Origin of the sequence: Pseudomonas huaxiensis (genome assembly GCF_003231275.1) — a bacterium.
Lineage (GTDB): Bacteria > Pseudomonadota > Gammaproteobacteria > Pseudomonadales > Pseudomonadaceae > Aquipseudomonas > Aquipseudomonas huaxiensis.
Window position 1 is genome coordinate 44,785 of record NZ_QKVL01000008.1, and the last position, 13,598, is coordinate 58,382.

Below are 13,598 nucleotides of genomic sequence, written 5' to 3' on the forward strand. Positions count from 1 at the left end.
GGAGTCAAATGAGCACCAATCCATCTTCGCGCCGCTCGCGGCTGAGCCGTCTGTCGCTGCTGACCGCAGGCATTACCCTGTCTTGCGCGCTGCACGCCCAGGATGCCCGCCACGCCGTGAACCTGCCGCCACAACCCCTGGACCAGGCGCTGAACGCCCTGGCCGGGCAGACCGGCGCGCGCATCCTGTTCGCCACTGACAGCGCCGAGGGCCTTCAGGCACCCGGCCTGAGCGGTGAGCTGAGCGTGGAGCAGGCGCTACAACGGCTGCTACGCGGCACCCGGCTGAAGATCCAGAAGTCCGGCGACGGCAGCTATCTGGTCTCCGCTCCGGCGTCCGTCAGCAGCAGCGCGGTGGAGCTGGGCGCCACCAGCGTCAACGCCAGCGGCCTTGGCGCCACCAGCGAGAACACCGGTTCTTACACCACCGGCAGCATGAGCAGCGGCACCAAGCTGAATTTATCGGCACGGGAAACCCCGCAGTCGGTCAGCGTGGTCTCGCGCCAGCGCATGGACGATCAGGCCATGACCACCCTCGGCGATGCGGTGAAATACACCCCGGGCCTGACCCTCACCAAGTGGGGCGGCGAGCGCGAGCGCTTCAACTCCCGCGGCTTCCAGCTCAATAACCTGATGGTCGACGGCATTCCGGTGCAGTACGAGGAAGCCAGCCTGTCCACCGGCCTGCTGTCGATTACGACCGGGTCGAAGTGGTGCGCGGCGCGGCGGGCTTGATGGAGGGCGCAGGCTCGCCGGGTGGCTCGATCAACCTGATCCGCAAGCGTCCCACCGATACCTTCCAGGGCTCCATCACCGCCGGCGCCGGCAGTTGGGACAACTACCGCACCGAGCTCGACCTGAGCGGTCCGTTGAACAGCAGCGGCAGCCTGCGCGGGCGCACCGTGGTGTCGTTCCAGGACAAACACTCGTTCATCGACGACTACAAAACCCAGCGCAATCTGGTCTACGGCGTGCTCGAAGCCGACCTGAGCGAGGACACCCGGGTGAGCCTCGGCGCCAGTTGGAGCCAGGACAACAATCCCGGCGCCGACTGGAACGGTCGCGGCACCCAGCCGGACGGCCGCTTTCTCGACATTTCTCGCTCCAGCCGCATGAGCCCGAGCTGGTCGTACTGGGACAAGGAGAGCACCAGCGTCTTCGCCGACATCACCCACCGCTTCGCCGACGACTGGACCGCCAAGCTGGCCGCCACCGCAGTGAAGAGCGAGATGGACATGCTTGGCACCTACCTCTATCGCCCGGATGAAGCGTCGCGGGTGATGGGCTTCGGCGTGGGTGCCTATCACTACGAAAACACCCAGACCAGCCTCGATGGCTATGTCAGCGGACCGTTCAGCCTGTTCGGCCGCACCCACGAACTGGTGGTTGGCGGCAGTTACCGCGAGCAGGATATCGATGACGGCCCTGGTGGCTGGCCGCTCGGTTTCGAATACGAATTCGACCCGCTGGCCTTCGACGGCAAGGCGGTGCCCAAGCCGCAGACCGTCAGGGCCTGGTCCCGCGATGGCCAGATCGACCAGTCCAGCGCCTACGTCACCGCGCGATTCAGCCTGACCGAGCAACTTAAGATGGCATTGGGCGGGCGGCTGGACTGGTACGAATATCAGGTCACCACGCACTCGGGCACCTGGACCGGCAATGACGGCTACAAAGCCACCCGCGAATTCACGCCGTACCTGGGTTTCACCTACGACCTCAACGACACCTACACCGCCTATGCCAGTTGGACGCGCATCTTCAATCCGCAGAACTACGCGCTGGCCAGCGGCGGCCTGCTTGATCCGCAGACCGGCAGCAACTACGAGATCGGCCTCAAGGGCGAATACTTCGATGGCCGCCTGAACGCCAGCGTCGCCCTGTTCCAGATCGACCTCGAGAATCTGCCGATGCAACTGGACAGCGGCCTGTGCCCTGAGCAGCCTTCCGGTTGCTACGCCGCCTCCGGCGAAGTGCGCAGCCGCGGCGTCGAGTTCGAAGTGAGCGGTGAAGTGCTGCCGGACTGGCAGGTGTCTGCCGGCTACACCTACAACGACGCCCGCCACATGAAGGCCTCGCAGTTCGCGCCGATCGGCACCACCTCCAGCGCCGATCGCTACGCCACCAACCTGCCTTTGAACCTGTTCAAGCTGGCCACCAGCTACCGTCTGCCCGGTGACCTCAACCGCTGGCGCGTCGGTGGCGGGTTGCATGTGCAGAGCGACATCTACACCAGCGACGGCATCGAGCAGGGCGGCTACGCAGTGACCGACCTGTTCGCCAGCTACGACGTCGATACCCACCTCACGGTCAGCGTCAACGCCAACAACGTGTTCGACCGCGACTACTACTCCAGCATCATCACCACCACCGGCGGCAACTTTGTCGGTGATCCGCGCAACTACCTGCTGACGGCGAAGTACCGCTTCTGAGGAGGAGGCGCGGCGTCATGTGGCGGATAGCTACATGGCGCCGCGCTATCATCGAGGTTGCCGTGGCCCGGCAATCTCCCTTAGGATGCGACGAATTCTCAAATGCATCTGATTGTCGTGCAGAGGCTCGCCGTGTCATCTCCTTCTTCTCCCGCCACCGCGCAGGCCGACATTCAGGCCATGTACCTCGATCACCATGCCTGGCTGCTGGGCTGGTTGCGCAAGCGCCTGCGTCATGGCGACAGTGCCGCCGACCTGGCCCACGATACCTTTGTGCATATTCTCGGCCGGCCGCAGCAGGTCCAGGAGTTGCGCCAGCCTCGCGCCTGGTTGAGCACGGTGGCGCGCGGATTGCTGGTGGACCGGGTGCGTCGACAGCGGGTCGAGCGGGCCTGGCTGGAGACCCTCGCGCATTTGCCCGTGGCGCAAGAGATGTCGCCGGAGACCCGGCTGATCCTGCTGGAAACCCTCGAACGCATCGACGCCTTGCTCGACGGCCTGGCGCCGAAGGTGCGCACGGCGTTTCTGTTGTCGCGCCTCGAAGGGCTGGGCTACAAGGACATCGGCGAGCGCCTGGGCGTCACCGTCAGTTCGGTGGAGAAGTACATGGTCACGGCGATCCGCCATTGCTACCTGGCGCAACGATGAGCAGCACTGCACTGCCGGACATCCCGGACACCGTGCTCGACCAGGCCATCGGCTGGCTGGTGCGTCTGCAATCGGGCAGCGCTGATGCGCAGCTGCACCATGACTGCCTGGCCTGGCGCCAGGCCGATCCGTTGCACGAAACCGCCTGGTGCGCGCTGCACACCAGTGAGGCGGCGTTTCAGCAGTTGGCGGCGTTGCCGGGCCTGCCCGGGCCTGCGGCGCTGGACACCCTGCAGCGTTTGGGCACGGGCCGTCAGGGGCGGCGCCAGGTGCTCAAACTGATCGCCGCCGGGGTGATCGTCAGCGCCGGCGGGTGGGGGCTGCGCCAGGGACCACTGGCTGAACTGGGCGCCGACTACGCCACGGCGGTGGGCGAGCGCCGGCGCTTCCAGCTCAGTGACGGCACCCGCTTGCAACTCAATACCGGCAGCGCCGTGGATGCGCGTTTCAGCGTCGAGCAGCGGCTGATCGTGCTGCGCCGGGGTGAGCTGTTCATCGACACCGGCAAGGATGCCGATGCGCCTGGAGGCCGCCGTGAGTTCTGGGTGCAAAGCCGGCATGCGCGGCTGCAGGCCATCGGCACCGCCTTTGGTGTGCGTGAGGAAGCGCAGGGCACGCGGTTGCGAGTGGAGGAGGGCGTGGTCGCGATTCACCAGGAAGGCCAACCGATTCGTGTGGTTGCGGGCGAGGAATATCTGATCGCCGCTGCGGGCAGCCAGCGGGTCGAGCACAGCAGCATGAACGCCAGCGCCTGGACCCGCGGGCAACTGGTGGCGCGGCGCATGCGCCTCGGCGAACTGACTGCGGAACTGGGTCGCTATCGCCGGGGTTGGCTGAGTTGCGATCCGGCAGTCGCCGACTTGCAGGTGTCCGGCGTATTCCAGCTCGATGATATCGACCGCGCCCTGGTGGCCCTTGCCGATTCGCTGCCGGTGCGTGTCCAGCGCTTCACACCGCTGTGGAGCCGTGTCGTCGCGCTCTGAACGAAATACGAAAAATTCTCGAAACGTCTTGCGGGTTTTGTCGCGCCCTTCGACAGACAGGGAAAACACCCTGCTCATTCGAATGGAGTCTGTCGTACATGTCATCCCCGTCGTCCCATCCTCACGCGCTGCGCCGCAGCGCCCTGGCCATTGCCCTGCGCGGTATTCTCGGCAGCGCGGCCTGCTTGCCGGTCATGGCCGGCATGGCCTTCGCCGAACAGACGCAAACCCGCCACTACGACCTGCCGGCCGGAGCGCTGGAAGATTCCCTCAACACCATTGCCCAACTCGCTGGCATCACCTTGCCGTTCGACCCGGCACTGGTGCAGGGCAAGCGCGCCCCGGCGCTGAAAGGCTCGTTCGCGATCAAGGACGGCCTCGACGCCTTGCTGGCCGGCAGCGGCCTCATGGTGCTGGTCAGCCCCAACGGCAACTGGATGATGTACCCGACAGGCGACCAGGGCGGCGCGTTGGAGGTGGGCGCGACTGTGATCGAAGGCCAGGGCATGGGCCAGATGACCGAGAACTCCGGGTCCTACACCCCGACCCGGATCAGTGCCGGCTCCAAGACCCCGGTCAGCCTTCGGCAAACGCCGCAGACCGTCTCGGTGATCACCCAGCAGGTGGTCGAGGACCAGAAACTGGTGGACCTCACCGATGCTCTGAAGATCACCCCAGGCATCACCGTCAAGAACACCAACGAACGGATCTACGAGTACACCTCGCGCGGCTTCGTGATCGAGAACATCCAGATCGACGGCGCCGCGCCGATGTCCCTTGGCACCACGGCCGGCAGTTTCTATTCGAGCAAGGAATACAACCTCGCCGAGTTCGACCACGTCGAAGTGCTGCGCGGTTCGTCCGGCCTGTTCGGCGGCACCGGCGATCCGGGCGGGATCATCAATCTGGTGCGCAAGCGTCCGCTGGACACCTACCAATTGAAGGTCGAAGCCTCGGCCGGCTCCTGGGACAACTACCGCACCCAGCTCGATGTCACCGGTCCGCTGGCGTTCGACGGCAAATTGCGCGGTCGCCTGGTGACCGCATACAACGACCGCCAGTACTTCATCGACGGACGCAGTTCGAGCCTGCCCAGTGTCTACGGCATCCTTGAAGCCGATATCCTTCCGCAAACCCGCCTGACCGTCGGCGGCCGTTATGACCGTATCAGCCAGAACGGCGCCAGCGCCGGCCTGCCGCGCTACAGCACGGGCGAAGACCTGAAGCTTTCGCGCAGCACCAACCTTACCGACAGCTGGGCCTATCAGGACGGTCGCTCGCAGGAGTTGTTCGCCAAGATCGACCACGAATTCTCGGACGCCTGGAAGGTCAACCTGACCTACACCCGCACCCAGGACGCCGGTCTGCAGAAACGCGCGTTCAACGTCGGCGGACTCAACCCGATCACCGGCGAAGGCCCGACCCGTTTCGGCAGCGTCGCGCGCTACCGCAGTGATCAGCAACTGCTGGACCTGAACCTTTCCGGCAAATTCGACATGCTTGGCCGTGAGCAGGAATTGCTCCTGGGCGCCGACTACCAGCGCATCACCAGCCGGTGGCGCGGCACTTCACAACTGGCCGGGGCCTTTGGCGCGATCGATGTGTTCGATCCCGAATCGACCCCGTGGCCGAACCCGCCGACCGACAAGCACTGGATCCGCGACTACAGTCCGAATGACCAGACCCAGTACGGGCTCTATTCGACCTTGCGCCTGCACCTGGCTGACCCGTTGCACCTGATCGTCGGCGCCCGCGCCCATCGCTACAAATTCAACCAGGAATACCGCGAACTCGACGGCGGCAGTTGGGTGACGCAATCCAATATCCCGCTGCGCGAGCCGACCAAGGTGGTGCCTTACGGCGGCGTGGTGTACGACCTCAGCGACGACTGGTCGGCGTTCGCCAGCTACTCGGAAATCTACAAACCGCAGCAGGACAAACTGGCCGGCCCGCCACCGGGCAGCTCGGTAGTTGAGGCCATGACCGGCAAGACCTACGAAACCGGGATCAAGGGTGAACTCTGGGGCGGTGCGGTCAACACCTCGATCTCGCTGTATTACACCCAGCGCGAAAACGAAGCCCTGGAAGACCCGTCGTATCCGTTCGAGGCGGCGCTGTTCAGCGGTAGCTGCTGCTATCTGGCGCAGGGCAAAGTGGTCAGCAAGGGTGTTGATCTGGAGCTCAGCGGCGAGATCCTCCCGGACTGGAGCGTGCTGGCCGGCTACACCTACAACCACAACCAGCGTCGTGACGATGATTCGCCGTTCAACAGCGTTACTCCGAAGCACCTGTTCAAGTTGTTCTCGACCTACCGCCTGCCGGGTGTGCTCGACGATCTGAAAGTGGGCGGCGGTGTCACGCTGCAGAGCGCCAACTACGTCAGCGGTCGGGTGCCGGTGCTGGATGGCGTGGGCAAGCCCGTGGTGGTGAATGGTGAGCAGGTCTCGGTGCCGTATCAGTACAGCCAGGCGGGCTATGCGGTCTGGAATGCCTTGGCCGAGTATCGGCTGGATGAGCATTGGACCGTGGCGTACAACCTCAACAACGCCTTCGACAAGCGCTACTACAACACTGTGGGGTCTTCGGCGGTGGGCAACTACTACGGCGAACCGCGCAACCACATGCTGACGTTACGCGGGACGTTCTGGTAGGGCGCTTACATCAACAAAGCTGTGCCTCACCCTCGGTGCAATCCACCAGCCGAATGCTGTCCCGCCCACCGCGCTTGGACTCATACAGCGCCGCATCGCTCTGGTCGATCAGCGCTGCGAGGCTTTCCGGCGGTTGCTGGAACAGGTTGGCGCCGATGCTCAGGGTCACCGCTTCGGGGGTGACGAAGGCTTTGGCGGTGGTGTGGAATTGCTCGCGCAATACGCTGCCCAACCCGACGATGCGCTCACGCGAAGCATTGCCCAGCAGGATGACGAACTCATCGCCGCCGAGCCGCGCCGCCAGGGCGTCCTGCGGCAAGGCCGAGCGGATCATTTCGCTCAGCGCCACCAGCAGGCGGTCGCCGGCGGAGTGGCCGTAGAGGTCGTTGACCAGCTTGAAGTTGTCGATGTCGATCAGCAGCAGGGCGCCGGGGCGGGCGGCGGACACCTCGCCAAGCAGGCGCGGCGCGCGCATTTCCAGGGCGCGGCGGTTGTACAGGGCGGTCAGCGGGTCGCGGGCGGCCAGGCGGGCGATGCGTTGTTCGCGGCGGTAGCGTTCGCTGCCGGTCATCGACAGGGCGATCAGCATGATCGCCATCGCACCTTCAACCAGGGACACCTGGATGATCTCGCCACGGAAGGAGGCGAGGTCGATCAGCGTGCCGGGCACGATAGCCAGGCCAGCCTTGATGAAATAGAACAGGCCATGGATCAGCATCACGTAACGCAACTGCACCGCGCCGACGCTCAGGGATTTGCCGTGGGGTCGCAGCAGCAGGCTGGCCCGCAGTGCCAGCAGGCCGACCAGTGCCGAGTTGGCGAGCATCATCAGCTTCGACCAGGCCTGGTTTTCCGGCAGCGCCAACAGCGCCAGCCAGGTGGCGAAGATCAGGTACCAGGCGCGGGAAAGCCGAGTGTCGGTGAAGCGCGATACGCCCAGTAGAAAAAACCAGTGGGCAAGCACCAGCAGGCCGTTGGCGAACCAGATGCCGATCAGCAGAAAACCGTTGCTGCGCAGCAGCGACAGGGTGCAGCCGATGGTGATGGTGGCGAATCCCGCGCTCCAGAACAGCAGTGAAGATTCGCGCACGCTGCGCCATTCGATCGCGAGGTAGAGCGCGGCCGAGGCGGCGAGTACGGTGGTGAGCACCAGCAGGGTAGGAGGGTCGAGCACCATGGATGGACTGGCCTTGTTGTTCTGCCTGAAAAGACGGCGATTGTAAGGGGTTGAAACGATTTTTCAGAGCATTTCCCGTCGTTGGCGTTGCGCGAGTCTGTCACGGGCTCTCGGGATTGTATGAAGGCCATGAGTAGCCTGTCAGAGGATCCGGTCATGGCCACCAGGTGCTAGCCGAGAGTTTTTCAGCGCTCTCAAGATCGAGCGCCGCTCGCGCGGCGCATCGCCGGCAAGCCGGCTCCCACATTTGCTGCAACGAGCCATGGCCTGTGGGATTGGCGTTGCCTGCCTTGGTGCGTGGCTGGAGAGTGCGCGGTGGCTGAGGCGCCAACCTCAAAATCGAGCCGAACCACTGTGGGAGCCGGCTTGCCGGCGATGCGCCGCGCGGGCGGCGCTCGATCTTGAGAGCGCTGAAAAACTCCTGGCATGCGCCTGGTGGCCATTGCTCGATTTTTTGAAAAGCGCCTTCAAGCCACCCACATGACCGGAAGGGGTGTAGATACCGATGCTTTCCGGGCACTCATGGACCTTAATGAAACGCGCACAGACTAGCCTGCCCAACAACGACAAAGGGCGCCGCAATGGCGCCCTTCGTGTTCAGCGGTCAGACCGGATCACGCCCAAGGGCGGTCGCCGTTCTCGTCCTTGACGCGGGTCGGCAGACCCATTTCGTCGAGGGCGTGGAGGAACGGCTCAGCCGGCAGTTCCTCGACGTTGACCATGCGCTGCACGTCCCACTGACCACGGGCTACCAGCAGGGCCGCAGCCACTGGCGGTACACCCGCGGTGTAGGAAATGCCCTGGCTGTCGGTCTCGGCGTAGGCTTCTTCGTGGTCAGCCACGTTGTAGATGAAGACTTCGCGCGGTTGACCGTCCTTGGTGCCCTTGACCAGGTCGCCGATGCAGGTCTTGCCGGTGTAGCCCGGCGCCAGCGAGGACGGATCCGGCAGCACGGCCTTGACCAGTTTCAGCGGCACGACTTCCAGGCCTTCAGCGGTTTTCACCGGTTGCTCGGAGAGCAGGCCGAGGTTGCGCAGCACGGTGAAGACGTTGATGTAGTGCTCACCGAAGCTCATCCAGAAGCGCACGTTGGGCACGTCGAGGTTCTTCGACAGCGAGTGCACTTCATCGTGGCCGGTCAGGTACAGGTTCTGCGAGCCTACGACCGGCAGGTCGTCGGTACGCTTCACTTCGAACATGGTGTTGCTGGTCCACTGGCTGTTCTGCCAGCTCCATACCTGTCCGGTGAACTCGCGGAAGTTGATTTCCGGGTCGAAGTTGGTGGCGAAATATTTGCCATGGGAACCGGCATTGACGTCGAGGATGTCGATCGAATCAATGCGGTCGAAATACTGTTGTTTGGCCAGTGCCGCATAGGCGTTGACCACACCCGGGTCGAAGCCCACGCCGAGAATGGCGGTGATGTTCTTCTGCTGGCACTCTTCGAGGTGTTTCCACTCGTAGTTGCCGTACCACGGCGGTGTCTCGCAGATCTTGCCCGGTTCTTCGTGGATGGCGGTGTCCAGGTAGGCCACGCCGGTATCGATGCAGGCACGCAGCACCGACATGTTGAGGAACGCGGAGCCGACGTTGATCACGATCTGCGATTCGGTCTCGCGGATCAGTGCCTTGGTCGCTTCGACATCCAGGGCGTTCAGCGCGAAAGCCTTGATGTCGGCGGGCTGTTTCAGGCTGCCCTTGGCCTTGACGCTATCGATGATGGCCTGGCATTTGGAGATGTTGCGCGACGCGATGGCAATACGACCAAGTTCATCGTTATGCTGCGCGCACTTGTGGGCCACCACCTTGGCGACACCTCCTGCACCAATGATAAGAACGTTCTTCTTCAATTCTCTATCTCTCCTTATCTGCCAGCTCAGGAAAGGCTGGACAGGTAGTCTTCGAAACCAAACTCACGAACCAGCTCAACGCTACCGTCAAGTTGTTTCACTACGATGGACGGCATTTTCAGGCCGTTGAACCAGTTTTTCTTGACCATGGTGTAACCCGCGGCGTCGACGAACGACAGCCGATCGCCGATGGCCAGCGGACGATCAAATTGGTACTCACCGAAGATGTCTCCGGCCAGGCAGGATTTGCCGCACACCATGAAGGTGTGTTCGCCCTGGCTTGGCGCCAGTTTGGCGTTGAGGCGGTAGATCAGCAGGTCGAGCATGTGCGCTTCGATCGAGCTGTCGACCACGGCCAGGTGCTTGCCGTTGTAGAGGGTGTCGAGCACGGTGACTTCCAGCGAGGCGCTCTGGGTGATCGCCGCTTCGCCTGGCTCGAGGTAGACCTGCACGCCGTAGGTTTCCGAGAACGACTTGAGGCGTTCGCAGAAGGCGTCCAGCGCATAGCCTTCACCGGTGAAGTGGATGCCGCCGCCGAGGCTGACCCATTCGACCTTGTGCAGCAGGTGGCCGAAGCGTTCCTCGATGGTGCCGAGCATCTTGTCGAACAGGCTGAAGTCGCCGTTCTCGCAGTTGTTGTGGAACATGAAGCCGGAGATCTGCTCGATCACCGCTTCGACCTTGACCGGGTCCCATTCGCCGAGGCGGCTGAATGGACGCGCCGGGTCGGCCAGCAGGTAGTCGGAGCTGCTCACCTGCGGGTTGACCCGCAGACCGCGGACCTTGCCTTCGGAGGCGTCGGCGAAACGCTGCAACTGGCTGATCGAGTTGAAGATGATCTTGTCGCAGTTATCGAGCATTTCCTCGATCTCGTCGTCGGCCCAGGCCACGCTGTAGGCGTGGGTCTCGCCGGCGAACTTCTGCCGGCCGAGCTTGAGCTCGTAGAGCGAGGACGAGGTGGTGCCGTCCATGTATTGCTGCATCAGGTCGAACACCGACCAGGTGGCGAAGCACTTGAGTGCCAACAGGGCCTTGGCCCCGGATTTTTCGCGCACGTAGGCAATCTTTTCCATATTGCCCAGCAGCTTTTGTTTGTCGATGAGGTAGTACGGTGTCTTGATCACTACGAGGCTCCGGGAAGGCCGGCCAAAAAAAGATCCGCATTGTGCCCGTACTCGATACATATCGAAAGGGCGGAACGCGGATTTAGCTGAGTCAATGGGTTGGGCGCAAGCCGTGCTGGCGTTTGGCTGGCCAACCTGTTGCTGGATGTTACGCGATGTTGGGGGTGGCCGTTGTTGGATCGGATGAAGGCCACCCTGTGCATGCCGTGGTTTTGGTGGTGCCGCCTCGCGAGCAAGCTCGCTCCTACAGGGGGCGTTCGTTCTGTAGGAGCGATGCCGTCCGGTTGCTGAAAATCAATACTGATAGCGAAGTGTGACCGCGAAGTTACGAGGATCACCATAGAACAATCCCCCCCAGTCATTGGAGGTCGGCAGCGACTGGTAGTAGGTTTTGTCCAGTGCGTTGTTCAGGTTGTACTGCACACTCAACTGGCGGTTGATCTGGTAGTTGGCGTGCAGGTTGAGCAGGGCGTAGCCGCTTTGTTCGATGTCGTAGGCCGCGGCGCTGGTGGAGGTGCGGCTCTGGGCATAGACGTCGCCACCCACGCGCCACTGGTCAAGCACACCCGGCAGGCGGTAGTCGCTGGACACTTTGAGCAGTCGACGCGGGATCCGCGTGTAATAGTCGTTGCCCTTGTTGTTGCCAGCGACGTATTGCGGGTCGCTGTAGGTGTAGCCGGCACTCAGGTTCCAGCCCTCCAGCGGCTGGCCGGACACTTCGATCTCGAACCCGCGGTTGCGCACTTCGCCGCCTTCTTCATAGCAGGTGCTGGTGCCGGTCACGCCGCAGATCCGCGCCCCGGCGATGGACTCGGGCATGTTCATCAGGTCGGTCTGGAACAGCGCCAGCGAGGTGTTGAGCGCGCCGTCGAAATACTCGCCCTTGATCCCCACTTCGTAGTTTTCCCCTTCCACCGGTTCCAGCAGACGGTTGCCGGTGCCGTAGTAGCTCTGGGTCTTGTAGATCTCGGTGTAGCTGGCGTAGAGGCTGTGATGGCGGTCGAGGTCGTAGACCAGACCCGCGTACGGCACGGCGCGACCGTTCTCGCGGTAGCGGTCGTTGGTGGCCGGGCTGCTCACCTCGTAGTCCGACCAGCTCAGGCGCGTGCCGACGATCAGGCTCAGGTCGTCGCTCAGGCTGAACCGGGTGGCACCGTACAGGCCGCGCTCCTGGCGCACGTAGTTGTAGTCGGACTGGGTGGCGTTGAGCTCCGGGGCGGGAATGGCACCGTGGTCGAAGTCGTTGATGTTGACGGTCGGCGTGTTGCGGGCAGTGTGAATGCCCACGTCGAAATCATCCTTGCGGGTGTTGGCGCCGAGCATCAGTTGATGCTCGCGACCGAACAGGTTGAAGGGCCCGGTGGCGTAGAGGTCCATGCCCAACTGGCGGTCTTCGTAGTCGGCCTGGGAGACGACCAGGCGGTAGTTGTCGCCGCTGACCCGCGCCGGGTAGGAGGACAGAAACTGTGCGTCGGACCAGACCGCGTTGAGCGCCAGGGTCAGGTCCCAGCCATTGGCGAAGTGATGCTTGAGGTCGCTGAACAGCACCCGGTTGTTGCGGTCCAGGTGGGCCCAGTTGCCGGCCAGCGAGGTCGAGCGCGACAGCGGGTAGAACGAACCGTTGGCGCGGGTGTTGAAACCGCCCCAGTCGTAGCCGTTGTTGTTGTCCTGCTGCAGGGTCATGCCCAGGCTCCAGACCGTGCTTTCGCTCAGGTCCATTTCGCCGATCAGGTAGAGCAGTTGGTTGTCCTTGCCGGCACCGTCGCGGTAACTGTCGGCACTGTTGTAGTAGGCGACGGCGCGGCCGCGCAGGTGGCCGCCGTCGTCCAGCGGGCCGGACACGTCCACCTGGCCGCGGTAGTTGTCCCAGGAGCCGGCGCCCAGTTCGGCGCCGAGGCGGAAGTCGGCGGTGGGGCGCTTGCGCACCAGGTTGATTGCCGCCGACGGGTTGCCGGTGCCCTGCATCAGGCCGTTGGCGCCGCGCACCACTTCGACCCGGTCGTAGAGCGCCATATTGGCGGTGGACATGACGTCCATCGAGTAGTTTTCCGAGATGTTGCTCGGGATGCCGTCGAACTGCAGGTCGTTGACCTCGAAGCCGCGGGCGTAATAGGTCGAACGGTCGGTGCCGAGTTTGGTGTAGGTAATGCCGGTGGTGGTGCGCGCCACTTCGTCGAGGCTCTGCAGGTTCTGGTCATCCATGCGCTGGCGGGTGATCACCGAGACCGACTGCGGCGTCTCGCGGGGCGCCAGGGCCATTTTCGTGGCGGTGCGCGCGGGGCCGTTGATGTAGGCGTGAGAACCTTCACTGGCCTCTGTCGCGCCGAGGCCGTTGACGTTGGTGGCGTCCAGTTCCAGGGCGCTGTCGTCGACGCGGCGGATCACCAGGGTGTTGCCTTGCTGACGGAAATTCAGGCCGCTGCCCTGGAGCAGTTGCGCCAGGGCACTGAGCGGTTCGAGCCGGCCGCGCACGGCCGGGGCCAGGTTGTCGGGGATGATGCTGTTGTCCACCGCCAGGGTCAGTTGCGCGGTTTCCGCCAGTTGGCGCAGCGATGTGGCCAGCGGCTGGCGCGGCAAGTCGATATCCATCGGAGTGGCCCAGGCCTGGCTGGCGATGCTCAGGGCGACGGCCAGCGCCAGGGTTCTCAAGGTTGCGTGGGGCATGGAAGGTCTCATGTCAGTGTTGGATACCCACTGACGGAGGGGCGGGTGAAATCCCTGATGTGCCGTTGCAAAA

General features: G+C 63.6%; 9 protein-coding genes. 5 read left to right on the top strand and 4 right to left on the bottom strand.

Annotation, left to right across the window (positions count from 1 at the left end):
- Positions 1-8 precede the first annotated feature (8 nt).
- The 5 genes from DM374_RS11915 (at position 9) to DM374_RS11935 (ending at position 6,710) form a co-directional block, all read left to right on the top strand.
- Entirely contained in the window at positions 9-734 is a 726-nt protein-coding gene (locus tag DM374_RS11915) for an STN domain-containing protein (RefSeq protein ID WP_110969981.1), read from the top strand.
- Positions 734-2,428, top strand: coding sequence for a TonB-dependent siderophore receptor (locus DM374_RS11920; protein ID WP_263854278.1), 1,695 nt, complete (start codon positions 734-736; stop codon positions 2,426-2,428). The genes DM374_RS11915 and DM374_RS11920 overlap by 1 nt, the downstream gene beginning before the upstream one ends.
- Before the next feature lie 180 nt (positions 2,429-2,608).
- Positions 2,609-3,076 (top strand): sigma-70 family RNA polymerase sigma factor, encoded by a 468-nt coding sequence (locus tag DM374_RS11925; RefSeq protein ID WP_225422485.1) that lies wholly within the window; start codon positions 2,609-2,611, stop codon positions 3,074-3,076.
- A complete protein-coding gene (locus DM374_RS11930; protein WP_110969984.1) occupies positions 3,073-4,059 on the top strand; it encodes a FecR domain-containing protein in 987 nt (328 codons plus the stop codon). Before DM374_RS11925 ends, DM374_RS11930 begins: the two co-directional genes overlap by 4 nt.
- Positions 4,060-4,157: 98 nt before the next feature.
- Positions 4,158-6,710: a TonB-dependent siderophore receptor gene (locus tag DM374_RS11935; protein WP_225422483.1), complete on the top strand. Its 2,553-nt coding sequence runs from the start codon at positions 4,158-4,160 to the stop codon at positions 6,708-6,710.
- Positions 6,711-6,720: 10 nt separating this feature from the next.
- On the opposite strand, the gene DM374_RS11940 is transcribed toward DM374_RS11935, so the two are convergent.
- The 4 genes from DM374_RS11940 to DM374_RS11955 all read right to left on the bottom strand — a co-directional run bounded on the left by DM374_RS11940 (position 6,721) and on the right by DM374_RS11955 (position 13,525).
- On the bottom strand, positions 6,721-7,887 hold the full coding sequence (locus tag DM374_RS11940) for a GGDEF domain-containing protein (protein ID WP_110969985.1): 1,167 nt from the start codon (positions 7,885-7,887) through the stop codon (positions 6,721-6,723).
- A gap of 614 nt (positions 7,888-8,501) precedes the next feature.
- A complete protein-coding gene (locus tag DM374_RS11945; RefSeq protein WP_095159681.1) occupies positions 8,502-9,737 on the bottom strand; it encodes a saccharopine dehydrogenase family protein in 1,236 nt (411 codons plus the stop codon).
- A gap of 26 nt (positions 9,738-9,763) precedes the next feature.
- Complete coding sequence (locus DM374_RS11950; protein ID WP_095159682.1) at positions 9,764-10,861, bottom strand: carboxynorspermidine decarboxylase; 1,098 nt, start codon at positions 10,859-10,861, stop codon at positions 9,764-9,766.
- Positions 10,862-11,155: 294 nt separating this feature from the next.
- On the bottom strand, positions 11,156-13,525 hold the full coding sequence (locus DM374_RS11955; RefSeq protein ID WP_110969986.1) for a TonB-dependent siderophore receptor: 2,370 nt from the start codon (positions 13,523-13,525) through the stop codon (positions 11,156-11,158).
- Positions 13,526-13,598 lie beyond the last annotated feature (73 nt).

Coding starts and splice junctions, on each gene's coding strand:
- DM374_RS11920 (WP_263854278.1), top strand. CDS start 734: ATGGAGGGCGCAGGCTCGCCGGGTGGCTCGATCAACCTGATCCGCAAG.
- DM374_RS11930 (WP_110969984.1), top strand. CDS start 3,073: ATGAGCAGCACTGCACTGCCGGACATCCCGGACACCGTGCTCGACCAG.
- DM374_RS11940 (WP_110969985.1), bottom strand. CDS start 7,887: ATGGTGCTCGACCCTCCTACCCTGCTGGTGCTCACCACCGTACTCGCC.
- DM374_RS11925 (WP_225422485.1), top strand. CDS start 2,609: ATGTACCTCGATCACCATGCCTGGCTGCTGGGCTGGTTGCGCAAGCGC.
- DM374_RS11955 (WP_110969986.1), bottom strand. CDS start 13,525: ATGCCCCACGCAACCTTGAGAACCCTGGCGCTGGCCGTCGCCCTGAGC.
- DM374_RS11915 (WP_110969981.1), top strand. CDS start 9: ATGAGCACCAATCCATCTTCGCGCCGCTCGCGGCTGAGCCGTCTGTCG.
- DM374_RS11935 (WP_225422483.1), top strand. CDS start 4,158: ATGTCATCCCCGTCGTCCCATCCTCACGCGCTGCGCCGCAGCGCCCTG.